The sequence below is a fragment of the Streptomyces sp. CB00316 genome, from assembly GCF_001905595.1.
Lineage (GTDB): Bacteria > Actinomycetota > Actinomycetes > Streptomycetales > Streptomycetaceae > Streptomyces.
The window spans coordinates 440,189-457,282 of the sequence record NZ_LIXI01000001.1 but is presented as its reverse complement, the minus strand read 5'-3'; the positions used below and the strand labels follow the sequence as shown (position 1 = coordinate 457,282).

Annotated in this window: 15 protein-coding genes and 2 pseudogenes; 7 read left to right on the top strand and 10 right to left on the bottom strand. The window is 71.3% G+C overall.

What is annotated here, in order from left to right; translation table 11 throughout:
• Nucleotide 1: 1 nt before the first annotated feature.
• On the bottom strand, nt 2-502 hold the full coding sequence (locus tag AMK21_RS01960; protein ID WP_073873512.1) for an HD domain-containing protein: 501 nt from the start codon (nt 500-502) through the stop codon (nt 2-4).
• A 215-nt stretch (nt 503-717) separates the two neighbouring features.
• Between AMK21_RS01960 and AMK21_RS01955 the strand changes: the two genes are divergently transcribed.
• The gene (locus AMK21_RS01955) at nt 718-1,908 is read left to right on the top strand and encodes a cation:proton antiporter (RefSeq protein WP_073873510.1); all 1,191 of its coding nucleotides are present in this window, start codon (nt 718-720) and stop codon (nt 1,906-1,908) included.
• Nucleotides 1,909-2,006: 98 nt separating this feature from the next.
• Here AMK21_RS01955 and AMK21_RS01950 read toward each other — a convergent pair whose 3' ends face one another.
• Nucleotides 2,007-3,152, bottom strand: coding sequence for a PP2C family protein-serine/threonine phosphatase (locus tag AMK21_RS01950; RefSeq protein ID WP_073873508.1), 1,146 nt, complete (start codon nt 3,150-3,152; stop codon nt 2,007-2,009).
• 105 nt (nt 3,153-3,257) lie between these two features.
• On the opposite strand from AMK21_RS01950, the gene AMK21_RS01945 reads away from it, so the two are divergent.
• Nucleotides 3,258-4,493: a GNAT family N-acetyltransferase gene (locus tag AMK21_RS01945; protein ID WP_073873506.1), complete on the top strand. Its 1,236-nt coding sequence runs from the start codon at nt 3,258-3,260 to the stop codon at nt 4,491-4,493.
• 35 nt (nt 4,494-4,528) lie between these two features.
• Here AMK21_RS01945 and AMK21_RS01940 read toward each other — a convergent pair.
• Together AMK21_RS01940 and AMK21_RS01935 are read right to left on the bottom strand one after the other, a co-directional pair.
• A pseudogene (locus AMK21_RS01940) lies at nt 4,529-5,344 on the bottom strand (Fpg/Nei family DNA glycosylase); the annotation flags it as partial.
• A gap of 96 nt (nt 5,345-5,440) precedes the next feature.
• Nucleotides 5,441-5,929: a ribose-5-phosphate isomerase gene (locus tag AMK21_RS01935; RefSeq protein ID WP_073873504.1), complete on the bottom strand. Its 489-nt coding sequence runs from the start codon at nt 5,927-5,929 to the stop codon at nt 5,441-5,443.
• A gap of 45 nt (nt 5,930-5,974) precedes the next feature.
• Here AMK21_RS01935 and AMK21_RS01930 point away from each other — a divergent pair.
• Nucleotides 5,975-6,289 (top strand): annotated as a pseudogene (locus tag AMK21_RS01930) (amino acid transporter); the annotation flags it as partial.
• A gap of 207 nt (nt 6,290-6,496) precedes the next feature.
• Here AMK21_RS01930 and AMK21_RS01925 read toward each other — a convergent pair.
• The gene (locus AMK21_RS01925) at nt 6,497-7,090 is read right to left on the bottom strand and encodes a biotin transporter BioY (protein ID WP_073873502.1); all 594 of its coding nucleotides are present in this window, start codon (nt 7,088-7,090) and stop codon (nt 6,497-6,499) included.
• Between the two features lie 286 nt (nt 7,091-7,376).
• Between AMK21_RS01925 and AMK21_RS01920 the strand changes: the two genes are divergently transcribed.
• Nucleotides 7,377-8,807 (top strand): amino acid permease, encoded by a 1,431-nt coding sequence (locus AMK21_RS01920; RefSeq protein ID WP_073873500.1) that lies wholly within the window; start codon nt 7,377-7,379, stop codon nt 8,805-8,807.
• 120 nt (nt 8,808-8,927) lie between these two features.
• The gene (locus tag AMK21_RS01915; protein ID WP_073873498.1) at nt 8,928-10,370 is read left to right on the top strand and encodes an amino acid permease; all 1,443 of its coding nucleotides are present in this window, start codon (nt 8,928-8,930) and stop codon (nt 10,368-10,370) included.
• Between the two features lie 37 nt (nt 10,371-10,407).
• Here AMK21_RS01915 and AMK21_RS36805 read toward each other — a convergent pair whose 3' ends face one another.
• From AMK21_RS36805 to tkt, 4 genes are all read right to left on the bottom strand, one after another.
• Complete coding sequence (locus tag AMK21_RS36805; protein WP_073873496.1) at nt 10,408-10,779, bottom strand: hypothetical protein; 372 nt, start codon at nt 10,777-10,779, stop codon at nt 10,408-10,410.
• A gap of 286 nt (nt 10,780-11,065) precedes the next feature.
• On the bottom strand, nt 11,066-11,284 hold the full coding sequence (locus AMK21_RS36800; protein ID WP_073873494.1) for a hypothetical protein: 219 nt from the start codon (nt 11,282-11,284) through the stop codon (nt 11,066-11,068).
• A gap of 139 nt (nt 11,285-11,423) precedes the next feature.
• The gene (locus AMK21_RS01900) at nt 11,424-12,095 is read right to left on the bottom strand and encodes a Dps family protein (RefSeq protein WP_073873492.1); all 672 of its coding nucleotides are present in this window, start codon (nt 12,093-12,095) and stop codon (nt 11,424-11,426) included.
• Between the two features lie 54 nt (nt 12,096-12,149).
• Complete coding sequence (gene tkt, locus AMK21_RS01895; protein WP_073873490.1) at nt 12,150-14,384, bottom strand: transketolase; 2,235 nt, start codon at nt 14,382-14,384, stop codon at nt 12,150-12,152.
• Nucleotides 14,385-14,609: 225 nt separating this feature from the next.
• On the opposite strand from tkt, the gene AMK21_RS01890 reads away from it, so the two are divergent.
• A complete protein-coding gene (locus AMK21_RS01890) occupies nt 14,610-14,984 on the top strand; it encodes a hypothetical protein (RefSeq protein WP_073873488.1) in 375 nt (124 codons plus the stop codon).
• Nucleotides 14,985-15,178: 194 nt separating this feature from the next.
• Complete coding sequence (locus tag AMK21_RS01885; protein WP_073873486.1) at nt 15,179-15,820, top strand: superoxide dismutase; 642 nt, start codon at nt 15,179-15,181, stop codon at nt 15,818-15,820.
• Nucleotides 15,821-16,100: 280 nt separating this feature from the next.
• Here the strand turns inward: AMK21_RS01885 and AMK21_RS01880 are convergent, their stop codons facing one another.
• Entirely contained in the window at nt 16,101-16,997 is an 897-nt protein-coding gene (locus AMK21_RS01880; RefSeq protein ID WP_073873484.1) for a helix-turn-helix transcriptional regulator, read from the bottom strand.
• Nucleotides 16,998-17,094 lie beyond the last annotated feature (97 nt).

Genomic DNA, 17,094 nt, shown 5'->3' with positions numbered 1-17,094 from the left:
ATCACTGCGTTTCCGGGTTGGCCGAATCCTTTCGGTCGGAGGGTGATTCTGTTCCGGTCAGCCCCAACAGCCCCCGCACCTGCGCATACTTCGCCGTCAGCCGGGTACGGGTCGGCTCCTCCAGGACCGCGAGGCGGGCCGGATCCGCGTTGTGGGCCAGATCCGCCTCCTTGACGAGCAGCGCGCCCGGGGTGGCGAGGATCCGCCGGGTGTACGCGGGCAGTTCCTCGCCCGGCCGCTTGGTGACGGCCAGGACCATGTCCTTGACCTCCTGCGGCAGCGCGGCCTCCGCCAGCCACCGTGCGGAGAGCGCACCGTCCTCGATCGCGTCGTGCAGCCAGGCCGCGGCGATCTGCCGGTCGCTGCCGCCGCGCACCCGTACGCCCTCGGCCACCGCTGCCAGGTGTTCCGTGTAGGGGCGGCCCGCCTTGTCGGTCTGCGTCGCATGGGCCTCGCGGGCCAGAGCCTCGACCTGGGCCAGGTTCAGATGGTTGCCGGACATGGCCCGACTCTACGGCGGCGCGTCAGCACCCCCTCCGGCCTGCGGTGTTGCCGGTTAGGGCCGCCGTTCCGAAACAGCCCAAAGCTGACAATATGACGGCCTCACCGTTTGCACGATTAATCGTTCGGTAAACTAATTACTGATGGTTTCTTGACGCCCTCTTGACCTACTCCCGAAGGAACTGGCTCATCGGACACGCAGACACCCTCCTCGCCATGGGCGGCGCCTTCCTGGCCGCTGCCGTCCTCGCCCGCCTCGGCGGCCGCATCGGGCTGCCCACGATCCCCCTGTTCATCCTGGCCGGCATCCTTCTCGGCCCCCACACCCCCGGTTACACGCTCCTCTCCAACCCGCACGACCTGGAGATGCTCTCCGCGCTGGGACTCGTCCTCCTGCTCTTCTACCTGGGGCTCGAGTTCCACACGGACGACCTCAAGTCGGGTGGCCGCAAGATGGCCATCGCGGGCGGGACCTATCTGGCCCTGAACGTGGGAGCCGGGCTCGGCTTCGGTCTCGCGCTCGGCTGGGGTACGTCGGAGGCCCTCGTCCTCGCCGGTGTGCTCGGCATATCCTCGTCCGCCATCGTGACCAAGATCCTGGTGGACCTGGGGCGTATCGGTAACCCGGAGACCCGGCCGATCCTCGGCATCATCGTCGTCGAGGACGTCTTCCTCGCCCTCTACCTCGCGGCTCTCCAGCCGATCCTGTCCGGCGCGGACAGCCTCTCGGCGATGCTCGTCGACGGCGGCAAGGCCTTCGGCTTCCTGCTGCTGCTCGCCCTGGCCGCCCGGTTCGGGACGAAGCTCATCGGCAAGCTGATGAACACCAAGGACGACGAGCTCCTCGTCATCTCCTTCCTCGGTGCCGCGGTGTTCGTCGCCGGAGTCTCCGAGATGTTCGGCGTCGCCGACGCGATCGGTGCCTTCATGGTCGGTCTGATGCTCGGCTCGACCACGTCCGGCGAGCGCATCCTCAAGCTGGTCCACCCGCTGCGGGACGCGTTCGGCGCGATCTTCTTCTTCGCCTTCGGTCTCTCCATCGACCCGGGCGACCTCCTGAGCGTCCTCTGGCCGGTGCTGGCGGCCGTCGTCCTGACGCTCGCGATGAACCTGGCCGCGGGTCTCGCGGCCTCCAGGATCTACAGCTTCGGCGCGCAGGCCACGGCCAACATCGCCACCACGCTGGTGGCCCGGGGCGAGTTCGCGCTCATCCTGGCCACGATGGCGGCGGGCGCTGGGCTGGACGAGCGGCTCTCGCCGTTCATCGCCGGCTATGTGCTGCTGCTCGCCGTCCTCGCACCCCTGGCGGCCGGGCGCTCGCACTGGCTGGCCAGGATCCTCCCCGGCGGACGCGACGGGCAGAACGGTGGCGACAAGGATCAGGATCAGATCCCGGTGTCGGTCTGAACGGAAGCGGAGAGGTGTCCTCGTGCCGCACCCGTGAGTGACGAGCACCACATGATCACTCGCGGGTGATGGGCACCTCTCCGTTGACGCGTGCTCCCTCAGTGCCGACGCGAGAGCAGCAGCAGCGCCCGGTCGTCGTTGACGTCCTTGGCGCAGGCCTCGATCAGATGCCAGGCCGCGCCCTCGAAGCCGGTGGAGACATAGCGGTCGGCCTCGCCGGTCAGCCGGTCGATCCCCTCGGCGATGTCCCGGTCGGACGCCTCCACCAGTCCGTCCGTGAAGAGCATCAGCACGTCGCCCGGGGCTAGCGAACCCTTCACCGCGTCGAACTCGGCCCCGTCGTAGACGCCGAGCAGCGGCCCCTCTCCCGACTTCTCCTCCCACTGCCCGCTGCCCGAGTGCAGCTGGAGCGCGGGCGGATGACCGGCCGAGAAGATCTCGTAGTCGCCGGAGTCCAGGTCCAGCACCAGGTGGATCGAGGTCGCGAACCCCTCGTCCCAGTCCTGCCGCAGCAGATAGCCGTTGGCGGCGGCGAGGAAGCCGTGCGGCGGCAGCGAGCCGAGCAAGCCACCGAAGGCGCCGGAGAGCAGCAGGGCCCGGGATCCCGCGTCCATGCCCTTGCCGGAGACGTCGGTGAGGACGACCTCCAGCGTCCGGCCGCCGTGGGTGCGGGCCGCGACGACGAAGTCCCCGGAGAAGGACTGGCCGCCGGCCGGGCGCAGGGCCATCTCGCGGTGCCAGCCCTGGGGCAGCCGGGGCAGGGCGCTCTGCACCCGGATGCGTTCTCGCAGGTCGAAGAGCATGGTGCCGCCGCGCCGCCAGGGCACGCCGACCCTGGCCCGGAACTGGGCGAGGATCAACCCGAAGAACCCGCAGGCGGCGACCACGAGCACGGTGCCCGGGGTGACCCTGGCCGGGCCGTCCAGGTACGGGCCGAGGGTGAGCGCCTCCACGATCAGGGCGCCGGCGGCCGTGGCGTACAGACCGAGCAGGCTGGCGGGGCGCAACAGGAGGCCGCCCGCGACGATGGGCAGGGCGAGGGCGGCCGGGTCGATCCAGACCGGGCTGGCCATGGTGGCGAAGGTGATGGCCGGAATCGTCAGCAGCAGACCGGCCATCGCGATCCAGTCGGAGCCGTCGCCCCGGAAGTAGTCCACCCCGGATCTGCGCAGCCCGATGCGGGCCCGGTGCGCCGATCTGCGCCACCGGGCCCAGAAGTCGTCCACTCCTCCGCGACGGGCCATTGCCGGGACCCTATCCATCCGGACGCCTCCGGTGCAGGGGGACCCCGGTGACGATGCGCGCGAAATCGGGTCGTCCGCTTCCGCTCACCCTGGTAGGGATGGCATATGACTTCAGAACTCCGTGTGCTGCGACCTGCTGAATGGGACTCCTGGTTCGCCTGTCTGGAGCGTGCCTTCGGGGGTGTGCTGAGCGCCCCGGAGTCGCGTGCGCTCTGGCAGGAGCTGACCGAGCACGACCGGTCCATCGGCCTGTGGGACGGGGAGGTGTGCGTCGGTACGGCGGGGGCCTACAGCTTCCGGCTGACCGTGCCCGGCGGGGCGGCGGTGAACGCGGCGGGGGTGACGGCGGTGAGCGTCGCGGGGACGCACCGGCGGCGCGGGCTGCTGCGGACGATGATGCGACGCCAGCTGGACGACGTACGTTCCTGGGGCGAGCCGCTCGCCGTGCTGACGGCCTCGGAACCGGCCATCTACGGGCGCTTCGGGTACGGGGCCGCGACCCGGGCCATGAGCCTGGACGTCGACACCGCCCGCGTACAGCTCGATCTGCCGCCGGGCACCGACGAGGTGCGGGTGCGGTACACGGAACCGGTGGCGGCCCTGCCCGCGTGCGAGGAAGTGTACGGGCGGCTCGCCGCGGAGCGTCCGGGCACGCCGGTGCGGCAGCCGAAGTGGGAGCAGGCCGCGGTGATCGACACGGAGAAGGACCGGGCGGGCGCCTCGCCGTTGCAGTGCGTGCTGGCCGAGCGGGACGGGGATGTGCTGGGGTACGCCACGTTCCGGGTGCGGCCCGACTGGGACCGGGCGGGGCCGAAGGGGACGGTGGCGCTCCGGGACCTGGGAGCGCTGGATCCGGCGTCGTACGCGGCACTGTGGCGGTTCCTGTTCGGCATCGACCTGACGTCGTCCGTGGAGGCGGGCTCGCGGCCGGTGGACGAGCCGTTGATGCAGCTGGTGTCGGACGTGCGGCGGTGCGAGGCGCGGGTGCAGGACGCGCTCTACGTACGGCTGGTGGAGATGGGGGCGGCGTTGGAGGCGCGCGCGTACCGGACGCCGGTGGATGTGGTGCTGGAGGTGGCGGACGACTTCTGCCCGTGGAACGCGGGGCGCTGGCACCTGGTGGCGGACGCGAAAGGCGCTGCCTCGTGCCGGCGTGCGCCGGATCGCGCGCCGGATCTGGAGCTGTCGGTACGGGAGCTGGGCGCCGCCTATCTGGGCGGGGTGTCGTTCACCTCGCTCGCGGCGGCGGGACGGGTACGGGAGGTGCGGCCGGGAGCGGTGGAGGAGGTCTCCTCGGCGTTCTCGTGGCATGTGGAGCCGTGGTTGCCGCACGGGTTCTGAGACGACCGGGTACGAGGTGCCGGTGAGGTGTCAGGTGCCGGACCCGGGTCCTGGCAGCGCGGGCACCAGAAGAGGTTGCGGGCGGCGAGGTCCGCCGTCCGGATCTCGCTCTCGCAGATGTGGCAGGGCAGGTTGGCCCGGCGATAGACGTATACCTCGCCGCCGTGGTCGTCCTTGCGGGGCGGGCGGCCCATCGCCTCGGGTAGGTGCTCCGGACGGACGGTGTCGATCCGGTTGTGCCGCACGCCCTCGTGCATCAGCTCCACCAGGTCCGCCCAGATCGCGTCCCACTCGGCGCGGGTGAGGTCCTTGCCCGCGCGGTACGGGTCGATGCCGTGGCGGAAGAGGACCTCGGCCCGGTAGACGTTGCCGACGCCCGCGATGACCTTCTGGTCCATCAGGAGCGCGGCGACCGTGGTCCGGCTGCGGGAGATCCGCTGCCAGGCGCGCTCCCCGTCCTCGTCGCCGCGGAGCGGGTCCGGGCCCAGGCGCTCGTGTATCGCGCGCTTCTCGGGCTCGGTGATCAGGGCGCAGGTGGTGGGGCCGCGCAGGTCGGCGTGGTGGGCCGCGTTGACCAGGCGGAGGCGGACGGTGTCGGTGGGCGGCGGGGGCGGGGCGGTGCCGAAGCCGAGCTTGCCGAAGAGTCCGAGGTGGATGTGGACCCAGCCGGTGGAGCCGAAGCCCAGGAAGAGGTGCTTGCCGTGGGCGTCGGTGGTGGTGAGGGTGTGCCCGTCGAGGAGGGCCGCACTGTCGCAGAACGTGCCCTGCGGGCTGCTCACCCGGACCGGTCCGCCCACGAACCGCTCGGCGTGGTCCTGGGCGAGGCGGTGGATCGTATGTCCCTCGGGCACGGCGGGCTGCTCCCTGTGGGATCCGGTAGAAGGGCGGGCGACATGGCCGTGCCGCCGGGTACGGGCCCGGCGGCACAGGTGGTGTGGGCGGCGGGGTCAGCCCTGCTGCGGGTGGTGGGCCGGGATCGGGGGGAGCTCGCCGGTGGTCTCGTAAGCCGAGAGCATCTCGATGCGGCGCGTGTGACGCTCCTCGTCCGAGTACGGCGTGGAGAGGAAGATCTCGACGAACTTCGTGGACTCCTCCACCGTGTGCATCCGGCCGCCGATCGCGACGACGTTGGCGTTGTTGTGCTCACGACCAAGGGCGGCGGTCTGCTCGCTCCAGGCCAAAGCGGCGCGGACGCCCTTGACCTTGTTGGCGGCGATCTGCTCGCCGTTGCCGGAGCCGCCGATCACGATGCCGAGGCTGTCCGGGTCCGCGGCCGTCTTCTCGGCGGCACGCAGGCAGAACGGCGGATAGTCGTCCTGGGCGTCGTAGATGTGGGGACCGCAGTCGACGGCCTCGTGCCCGTGGGCACCGAGCCACTCGACGAGGTGGTTCTTGAGTTCGTAACCGGCATGGTCGGATCCGAGGTACACGCGCATGGTGCGAAGTGTGGCACGGACTTCGCGGGGTAGCGGTCGGCGGGGCTCTACTGGTTCTTCTGGGTCGTGGTGCTCGCCGTCGAGGCCACGGCCGGCGCCAAGATCCTGGAGAGCTGGATCCCGGGCGTCCCGCAGTGGGCCCGGGCGCTGATCGTAATGGTCGTGCCGACCGCCACCAACCTGGTCTCGGTGGGCAGTTGCGGCGAGTTCGAGTTCTGGTTCGCCGGGATCAAGGTCGTGGCTATCGCCGCGTTCGTGGTCGTCGGTCTGCTCGCCGTCTTCGGGTTCCTGCCCGGTTCGGACAACCCCGGCTCGGGGCTCGCGCATCTGACGGACTCCGGCGGGTTCTTCCCCGAAGGGCTCGATCCTGGAGAAGGGCAGCTATGTGGCCGCCCTCTCCGCGAGGCGCGCAGCCGCAAGGCGGTGACTCCCGCCGAGTGACACGCACGTGCCATACGTGACGGGAGATGTCACGTTCACCGGGCCCGACCGGCTGGTGGAGGCCGCCACGCCCGAGGGCGTACGCGGCTGGTGGCGCCGCTGCGGGCGATCGGGGCGGCCGCGCGCTCAGCCTCGGCGGCCCAGGAGCTTCCAGGAGGCGGGCAGTGCGCCCATCGCCAGGGCCGCCTTGAGCGCGTCGCCGATCAGGAACGGGGTGAGTCCGGCCGCGACGGCGGCGCTCAGGGACATGCCGGTGGCGAGCGCCAGGTAGGGCACGCCGACGGCGTAGATGATCGCGGAGCCGATCACCATCGTGCCCGCCGTGCGGAGCACCGAGCGGTCGCCGCCGCGACGGGCGAGGGCACCGACGACTGTGGCGGCGAGCAGCATCCCGAGGATGTAGCCGAGGGACGGCATCGCGTAGCCCGAGGTGCCCTCGGCGAACCACGGCATGCCGGCCATGCCGACGAGCGCGTACACCGCGAGGGAGAGGAAGCCGCGGCGGGCGCCGAGCGCGGTGCCGATGAGGAGCGCCGCGAAGGTCTGACCGGTGACGGGGACCGGGGAGCCCGGGACCGGGACGGCGATCTGCGCCGCGATGCCGGTGAGGGCGGCACCGCCCAGCACGAGGGCCGCGTCGACGGCGTAGCGGTGCCGGGCTGCGGGCAGCAGGTCGGCGAGGACCGCTCCGGAACGGACGGGGGCGGCAACAGTGCTCATCGGGACTCCGCGGGTGAGGGCAGGCGGGCTGGGACGGCTCCGCCAGGCAGGTGGGGTGGGACTGCTGCCGACGTTAGCCCAGCGGTGAACGACCGATCACCATCAGCCGCCCACAAAGCGGTGGTTGACGGGTTGGTGGGATTCACACAAAGGTCCCCGCGCAATCACCGCTGGGCGTGATGCTCGTCACTGAGGTGGGGCGGCAGGTGGTCCGTTTTGGCGGGAGGGGGACCGCGGCCGCAGACTGTAGGTTCCCCATAAATGATCCGAGAGTGACCCGCACGCCATGCACGAGGCTTCCCCCACCCCGTCCGGGGCTCCCACGACCCCCGCAGAGCCCCTCGAACACGGGCTGAAACAGCGTCACCTCACGATGCTCGGGCTCGGCGGGGTGATCGGGGCCGGGCTGTTCGTCGGCTCGGGCGCGGGCATCGCGGTGGCGGGGCCCGCCATCGTCGTCTCGTACCTGATCGCGGGGGCGCTCACGATGCTGGTCATGCGGATGCTGGGCGAGATGTCCGCCGCGATGCCCGCCTCCGGCTCCTTCTCCGTGCACGCGGAACGGGCGCTCGGGCGGTGGGCCGGGTTCAGCGTCGGCTGGCTGTACTGGTTCCTGCTGGTCGTGGTCCTCGCCGTGGAGGCGACGGCCGCCGCGCAGATCGCCCACGGGTGGGTTCCGGCGGTCGAACCGTGGGTGTGGGTGCTGCTGTTCATGGTGGTGTTCACCGCAGCCAACCTGACGGCGGTGAGGAACTTCGGCGAGTTCGAGTTCTGGTTCGCCTCCTTGAAGGTCGGCGCGATCGTCGTCTTCCTGGGGCTCGGGGTGCTGGCCGTCCTCGGGTGGCTCCCCGACACCGATCCGGTGGGGATGACCAACCTGACCGGCCAGGGGGGCTTCCTGCCGAACGGCTGGGGCGGGGTCGTCTCCGGCGTCCTGACCGTGGTCTTCGCCTTCGGCGGCCTGGAGGTCGTCACCATCGCCGCCGCCGAGACGGACGACCCGGCCCGCGCGGTGGGGCGCGCGGTGCGCAGCGCGGTGGTACGCATCCTCTTCTTCTACGTCGGCTCGATGCTGGTCATCGTGACCGTGCTGCCGTGGACCGCCCAGCAGGCCGGGCTGAGCCCGTATGTGAAGGTGCTGGACTCGATCGGGGTACCGTCCGCCGGGCAGACCATGAACATCGTGGTGTTCGTGGCGCTGCTCTCGGCGCTCAACGCCAATCTGTACGGATCGTCGCGCATGGTGTTCTCGCTGGCGGAGCGCGGGGAGGCGCCGCGTGGGCTGCTGAAGGTGTCGGGTGGCTCCCGAGGGAAGCCGGGCGGGGTGCCCCGGCGGGCGGTGCTGGCCTCGGTGACCTTCGGTTTCGTCTCCGTACTGCTCAATCTGCTCTGGCCGGACACCGTGTTCCTCTACATGCTCAACTCCGTCGGCGCGGTGCTCCTGTTCGTCTGGGCGCTGATCGCCGCCTCCCAACTGCGGCTGCGCGCCCGGCTGGAGCGGGAGGCGCCGGGGGCGCTCACGCTGCGGATGTGGTGCTTCCCGTATCTGACCTGGCTCACGCTGGCCGGGCTGCTGGGGGTGCTGCTGCTGATGCTGACCGACGCCGACGCGCGGTCGCAGGTGCTGTGGTCGGCGGGGGCGACGGCGCTGGTGCTGATGGTGGCGGTGGGGCGTCAGCGGCGGGAGCGTAAGAACTCGGCTCTTCCCGGCCGGTAGGCGCGTGTGCACCTTGCGTGAGCCTCGTGCCCGTATAGCGGACACTCGTGCCGTGTGAGCGGTGCGGATGCTCAGACTGTGAATTCGTCCCCCGCCTCAGCTAGCGAACAGAGCTTGTCCATGTCTCGGACCTCCGTGTCTCCCCCCACCGCTGACTCCGCGGCCCCCACCGGAGCCTCGACGGACTCCGCGCTCACCCACGGTCTCAAACAGCGGCACCTCTCGATGATCGCCCTCGGCGGGGTCATCGGGGCCGGGCTCTTCGTGGGCTCCGGGGCCGGGATCGCCGCCGCCGGACCCTCGATCGTCGTCGCGTACGCGCTCTCCGGGCTGCTCGTCATGATGGTGATGCGCATGCTCGGCGAGATGTCGGCCGCCAACCCGGCCTCCGGCTCCTTCTCCGTGCACGCGGAACGGGCGATCGGCCCCTGGGCCGGGTTCACCGCGGGCTGGTCCTTCTGGTTCCTGCTCTGCGTCGCCGTCGGCCTGGAGGGCATCGGAGCGGCCCAGATCGTCAGCGGCTGGCTGCCCGGGACGCCCGAGTGGGCCTGGGTCGCCCTGTTCATGGTGGTCTTCCTGGGGACCAACCTGGCGGCCGTGAAGAACTTCGGCGAGTTCGAGTTCTGGTTCGCCGCCCTGAAGGTCATCGCGATCACCCTGTTCCTGGTGCTCGGTCTGCTGGCGATCCTCGGCGTGCTCCCGGACACGGACGCGCCCGGCCTGACCAACCTCACCGGCGACGGGGGCTTCCTGCCCAAGGGCATGGACGGCTTCATCATCGGGCTGCTCGCCTCCGTCTTCGCGTACGGCGGTCTGGAGACCGTCACCATCGCCGCCGCCGAGTCGGAGAACCCTGTGCAGGGCGTCGCGAAGGCGGTCCGTACGGCGATGTGGCGCATCGCGGTCTTCTACATCGGCTCGATGGCCGTCATCGTCACCCTGGTCCCCTGGGACAACCCGAAGGTCGCCGAGGTCGGCCCCTTCTACGCGATGCTCGACCACCTCGGCATCGGCGGTGCCGCGCAGATCATGAACGTGGTCATCCTCATCGCCCTGCTCTCCGCGATGAACGCCAACATCTACGGCGCCTCGCGGATGGCCCGGTCCCTGGTCGCCCGGGGCCAGGGACCGGCCGTGCTCGGCAGGATCTCCTCCGGGGTGCCGCGCAACGCGGTGCTGTTCTCCTCGCTGTTCGGCTTCCTGTGCGTGCTGCTCAGCTACTGGCGGCCGGACGACGTCTTCCCCTGGCTGCTGAACATGATCGGCGCGGTGATCCTGGTGGTCTGGATCTTCATCGCCGTCTCCCAGCTGGTCCTGCGCCGCCGCACCGAGCGCGAGTCGCCCGAGAAGCTGGTCGTCCGGATGTGGCTCTTCCCGGTCCTCACGATCGTCGCCCTGGCGGGCATGGCGGGCATCTTCCTGCTGATGCTGCGCCAGCCGGACACCCGCGACCAGCTACTGGCCACGGGGGCGCTGACGGCGGTGCTGATCGGCGTCGGTGTCGTGCGTCAGCGGCGGCGCCGGGGTGAGGACGCGGTGGAGATCCCCGCACAGCGGAAGTAGTCGCCCGCTGCTGTGACCGGACGGCGCGACCGTCCGGTCACAGCAGAAGCAGCACCGCCGCACCCCACAGCACCGACACGGCCACCAGCGGCGGCCCGACCGGCGTGCCCTGTCGTGCCGTCGGCGCCTCCTCGGCCGGCCGCAGCTCCGGGTGGAGCAGCAGCGCCCCCACCTCGTCGGCGGCGCGCACCGCGTACGGATCGCGGCCAAAGCGGCGCTCCAGCCACGCCCAGCCGGTGGGCGACAACTCGACGTCGGGGTGGTCCTTGCCCGTGCCGACGCTGATGACGTCCTCGGAGTGGCGTACGGCGGTGATCGCGCCCCACTCGACCCGCCGCACGCGCCACGCCCCGGTCACCCAGAGTCCGTCGCGGTCGGCGGTGATCCGCCAGGTGAGCGCCGTCGCCACCGCCGAGATCAGCCACGGCAGCGGGCAGGGGCCCCGCCGCCGGCCCTGCCGCCTCCAGGGCCAGCGCCCGCTGCCGGCCGGCGAGGGCCAGTCGGTGGACGATCCCGGCGGCGGTGAATGCGACGGCCACGAGATGGGCGAGGACGTACGGCTCCGCGAACGACTCCGTGACCCCGCCTTCCGCGGCGAACCCCACCACCCCGGCCGTCAGCCCCACCAGGGCGAGCCGGGGCTGCCGCCGCACCCAGCACAGGGTCACGACCAGCACCACGGCCGTCCCGAGCCCCTACCAGTCGGTGCCGCACGGCTCGGCGGAGGTACAGGCGGGGGTGGGGGACGCCTCCAGGGACCAGACCATCGAGAAGGCCAGGGCCAGTACCGCCCACAGAGGGCGCGCCCACCCGGCCGGAACGGCGGCGAGCCAGCCCTCGGCGTCGGGGGTCCGCCAGTCGGCGGTGCCGGGGGGTATGTGCTCTGCGGGCAGGGGCAGAGGAGCTTTGTTCACCCGCGCATTATGACCAAGTGTGAGGTCGGGGCCGGAGGGCCGAGTGGCGCCGGAGGGCCGGGTCACCGGCCACGACCTCATGGCCGGTGACCCGCGAGCAGTGTTCGGCGCGTTCGGTTCAGCGCGCAGCGAGCGGTGTTCAGCGCGTGGTGCGCTTGCTCGCCGTCTTCTTCGCGGTCTTCTTGGCCGCCGTCTTCTTGGCGGGGGCGGGCAGTGCGGTCTTCTTCGCCGGGGTGCGCTTGGCGGTCGCGCGCTTCGGTGACGCGGCCTCGGCCGCCGCCTCCTCGGTGTCGGCACCGGCGTTCGACAGGGAGCCGGAGCTGCTCTCCAGGTGGGCGCGGACGAACCACTGGAACTGCTCCAGGCCGCGCAGGTGCTCGATGAGCAGGTCCTCGGTGACGGGGTCGATCTCTCCGGCCTTCTCGACCACCGCACGGTGGTCCTCGATGATCCCCGTGTAGACCAGGTCCAGGGCGCCGAGGTGGGCGATGGCGTCGGCGCGGCCGACGCTGTAGTCGTCCCAGGTGCGCTCCTTGACCAGGGCGCCCGGCGTGCCCAGCGGCTCGCCGCCGAGGGCCGAGATGCGCTCGGCGGCCGCGTCGGCCATGTCCCGTACGGCGGCGGTCTGCGGGTCGAGCATCTCGTGGACGGCGATGAAGTGCGGCCCGACCACGTTCCAGTGGATGTGCTTGAGGGTCAGGGCGAGGTCGTTGAGCGCGTGCAGGCGCAGCGTCAGGAGGTCGATGACCTGGCGGCCCTCGTCGACGCCGAGGCCGGGGACGGTGTAGCGGGGGGTGCGTGCGGGGGACATGTGGCTCCTCTTCGTGGTGACGCGACAGGTGGTGGCTCTTGGGGAGGCGGTGGTCTAACCGGCGTCGGCGGTACCGCCCTCGGTCGGGGTGGCGCCGTGACGCTCCCCGCCGGGCCGGACCGGGCCCGCCGCCGCGCGCATGCTCGCCACGGCGGCGTCGGCCACCGCGCGCGGGGTGATGCCGAACTCCTCGTACAGGCGCTCGTAGGCGGCCGAGGCGCCGAAGTGCTCCAGGCTGACCATGCGGCCCGCGTCGCCGACGACGTCCCGCCAGCCCTGGGCGACGGCCGCCTCGACGCTGACCCGGGCCCGTACGCCGGGCGGCAGGACCTCGTCCTGGTACGCGTACGGCTGGTCGGCGAACCACTCGCGGCAGGGCAGGGAGACCACCCGCGCGTCGTGGCCCTCGGCGGCCAGCAACTCGCGGGCCTCCAGAGCGATGTGGACCTCGGAGCCGGTGCCGATGAGGATGACGTCGGGCGTCTCCTTGCGGCTGTCGGCGAGTACGTAGCCGCCACGGGCGGCTCCGGAGGCGGGGGCGTACGCGCCTTCGCTCTCGCCCCGCTCCAGGACGGGCAGCGGCTGCCGGGTGAGGGCGAGGCCGGCGGGGCGGTCGTGGTGCTCCAGGACGGTGCGCCAGCAGACGGAGGTCTCGTTCGCGTCGGCGGGCCGTACGACGTCGAGGCCGGGGATCGCGCGGAGGGCGGCCAGCTGCTCGACGGGCTGGTGGGTGGGGCCGTCCTCGCCGAGGCCGATGGAGTCGTGGGTCCAGACGTAGGTGACCGGAAGCTTCATCAGGGCGGCGAGGCGGACGGCCGGGCGCATGTAGTCGCTGAAGATCAGGAACGTACCGCCGTAGGGGCGGGTGAGGCTCTGGAGCGCGATGCCGTTGAGGATCGCGCCCATGGCGTGCTCGCGGATGCCGAAGTGGAGCGTGCGGCCGTAGGGGTGGCCGGGGAACTCACCGGTCTGCTTCCCCTCGGGCACGAAGGACGGCTCGCCCTCCATGGTGGTGTTGTTGCTGCCCGCGAGGTCGGCCGAGCCGCCCCACAGCTCGGGGAGCACGGGCGCCAGCGCGCTCAGCACGTCGCCGGAGGCCTTGCGGGTGGCGATTCCCTTGGGGTCGGCCTCGAAGACGGGGAGGCTGTCGGTCCAGCCGTCGGGGAACTCCTGCCCCAGCAACCGGTCCAGGAGTGCGGCTCGCTCGGGGTGGGCCGTGCGCCACTCCTGGTAGCGGGGCTCCCAGGCGCGGTGGGCCTCGGCGCCCCGTTCCCGCACCGCACGGGCGTGCTTCAGTACGTCGTCCTCGACGGTGAAGTCGGCGTCCGGGTCGAAGCCGAGCAGCTTCTTGGTGGCGGCGACCTCGTCGCCGCCGAGCGCGGAGCCGTGGGCCTTGCCGGTGTTCTGCTTGGTGGGCGCGGGCCAGCCGATGATCGTGCGCAGCAGGATCAGGGACGGGCGGCCGCTCTCGTTCTTCGCCGCTTCGACGGCGGCGAGCAGGGCGTCGACGTCCTCCACGTAGTCGCCGGTCCGGGTGAAGTCGACCGTCTGGACGTGCCAGCCGTACGCGGCGTAGCGGGCGGTCACGTCCTCGCTGAAGGCGATGTCGGTGTCGTCCTCGATGGAGATGTGGTTGGAGTCGTAGAAGACGACGAGGTTCCCGAGTTCCTGGTGCCCGGCCAGCGAACTGGCCTCGGACGTGACGCCTTCCATCAGGTCGCCGTCGGAGGCGACGACGTACACGTGGTGGTCGAAGGGACTGGTGCCGGCCGGTGCGTCGGGGTCGAGGAGGCCGCGCTCCCGGCGGGCCGCCATGGCCATGCCGACGGCGGAGGCCAGCCCCTGGCCGAGCGGCCCGGTGGTGATCTCGACGCCGCGGGTGTGGCGGTACTCCGGGTGGCCGGGGGTGCTGGAGCCCCAGGTGCGCAGCGCCTTCAGGTCGTCCAGCTCCATGCCGTAACCGCTCAGGTACAGCTGGATGTAGAGGGTGAGGCTGGAGTGCCCGCAGGAGAGTACGAAGCGGTCCCGGCCGAGCCACTGGTCGTCGGCCGGGTCGTGGCGCATGACCTGCTGGAAGAGCAGGTACGCGAGCGGCGCCAGGCTCATCGCGGTACCCGGGTGGCCGTGGCCCGCCTTCTGCACGGCGTCGGCGGCCAGCAGCCGGACGGTGTCGACGGCGCGGACGTCGAGCGGGCCCCAGCCCGCCGCGTCCGCGACCGGCAGGGCCAGCTTCGGGTCGCGGCCGCGGTCCGGGCCGTCCGGCGCCTCGGGGGCGTTGGGGGGTGCCATCAAGTCCTCCTGGTCGGTGGGGCGGGCGGCGAGCGACGCACCTGCGGTCCCCGACCCCGAGCCGCCCGGCTGCTTGGCCGGGTCCCCCCGGAAGCGGCGTCCAAACATGGATGCTCGCGACACGGGTGCTCGCGCGCGGGAAAAGAGGCAGGCAAGAAGACAGAACGCCTTTATAACAAGAAAAGGGAGGATAATAGGACACCCGACGAGAACGAGAGGCCCACCATGTCGAAGAAGCCGCCCCGGCACGGCGAGGGGCCGAGCAGATTCAAGGGCGAGGGACAGCACGGCTGGGCCCCCGACGTCGACGAGACGTCGCAGCAGCCCAACCCCAGCGCGCACCGCTCCTTCAACCCCGGCACGTACGCCCCCGACTCGGACAGACCACGCAAGAAGCCGTCCGAGGAGGAGAAGCGCGCCTCCCTGGAAGGCACCACGACGGAGAGCTCGACGAGCCGCGGGGAGGACCGCGGCGGGGACTCCGACATGCACGGGACCGGCCGCCGCGGCAAGTCCCGGCGCCCCAGCGGCGAGAAGGACGCGTCCGCCCACACGGGTGTCGACCCGGAGGAGCGGAAGGGCAGCGACCCCAGCCACTGAGCCGACGGACATACGCACGCGGGCGCGTCAGGTCAGGCCGGAGGCGCCCGCGTACGCGCTTCCCCGCCCTCTGCGCCTCAGGACCTAGGCCGAAGGGCTGATCACTTCGTGAACCTTCCTGCTGCTAGCCTGCTCCTGCATATAGGTTGCAATAACAACTGAACGGCATTCCCAGCAGTCGGAGGGCTCGCATCATGGCCACGTACACGCTCCCGGAACTCCCGTACGACTACGCGGCGCTCGAACCGGTCATCAATCCGCAGATCATCGAGCTGCACCACGACAAGCACCACGCCGCCTACGTCAAGGGCGCGAACGACACCCTGGAGCAGCTGGAAGAGGCCCGCGACAAGGAGGCCTGGGGTGCGATCAACGGCCTCCAGAAGAACCTCGCGTTCCACCTCTCCGGCCACATCCTGCACTCGATCTACTGGCACAACATGTCCGGCGACGGCGGCGGCGAGCCCCTCGCGACGGACGGTGTGGGTGACCTGGCCGAAGCGATCACCGAGTCCTTCGGCACGTTCGCCGGCTTCAAGTCCCAGCTGACGAAGGCCTCGGCCACCACTCAGGGCTCCGGCTGGGGCGTGCTCGCGTACGAGCCCCTCAGCGGCAGGCTCATCGTCGAGCAGGTCTACGACCACCAGGGCAACGTGGGCCAGGGCTCGGTCCCGATCCTGGTCTTCGACGCCTGGGAGCACGCCTTCTACCTTCAGTACAAGAACCAGAAGGTGGACTTCATCGAGGCGATGTGGCGGGTCGTCAACTGGCAGGACGTGGCGAAGCGTTACGCCGCCGCCAAGGAGCGCGCGGACGTTCTGCTGCTCGCCCCCTGATTCCGCCCCGGCGGACAACACGTCCTGCCCCGTGATCGTCTTCTCAACCTTCACTTCGGCAGGCGGATGAACGGAAAGCCCCCGCGAGGACGTGACTCACGGGGGCTTTCCCCTTCCCTGAACCGGGTTGTCAGCACGTTCCTCGTTCTTCGAGGACCCAGGCCGCGTCCCGCCGGGCAGCGCGGTGCTGGACAGCGCGCCGGTGATGCGGGGCGTGGCGGCGGACTGGTCGCAGGGGGAGCCGATGCGATTGGGATCGCGCGACGCCTCACCGCCCGGGTCACCGGGGTGCGGCTGAGGGGACGACCTCGGGGAGGTGCCGGCCTGAGCCCTGCCCGCCGGCGAGCAGACGCAGCGCGTCGGCGGAGGGCTCGTCGTTGGCGGTGTAGATCTCCAGCCGGTGGTCGGGGACGTCGGGCTGGAGCCAGACCTGGTAGTCGACGCTGACCCTGCCGACGGTCGGGTGGCGCATCCGCATGGTGCCCACGGTGCAGTCGGCGACATCGCCGGTGGCCCACAACCTGGCGAAGTCGTCGCTGCGCATGGCGAGTTCACCGATGAGCTCGGCCAGCCGGCGATCGGTGGGGTACCGCCCCGCGGTGAACCGCAGGTAGGCCACATGGATCCGGGCGAGTTCGTCCCAGTTCTCGTGCAGGTCACGGGTGTGGGAGTCGAGGAAGAACATCCGTGGGACGGACGGTCGTCGCGCGGGGTCCTGCGGCGCGTCGAAGTCGACGTGTTCGGCGGTGAGGGCGTGCCCGGTGCGGTTCCACGCCAGCACATCGCCCCGGCGGCCGAGGACGACGGCCGGGGTGTCGCGGCCCAGGGACTCCAGAAGCGCGAGCACCCGCGGATGCAGCCGTTGGCGCTGAGGGCGGACCATGCGCGGTTCCGCCCGCCGGAGCGCGAGGTTGTGCAGGTGGGCGGTCTCCGCGGGGGCGAGCATGAGGATGCGGGCGAGTGCGTCGAGGACCTGCCGGGAGGCGGCCCCGGCCTGGTCCTGCTCCAGCCTGGTGTAGTAGCCGACGCTCACCCCGGCGAGCTGGGCCAGCTCCTCCCGCCGGAGTCCGGGGACGCGGCGGGCGGTGCCGTAGGTGCGGAGTCCGATGTCCTGCGGTGTGACCCGGGCGCGGCGGGACTTGAGGAACGTCCCGAGGCTCTCCAGTTCCATGGCCATGGCTTCGAGTGTAGGAGGGCACCACGGGGTCATGGGTATCCCTGCGAGGTGTACCCATGGCGTGGGGATGGCTGCCCATCGCGGCGAATCCCAAGCT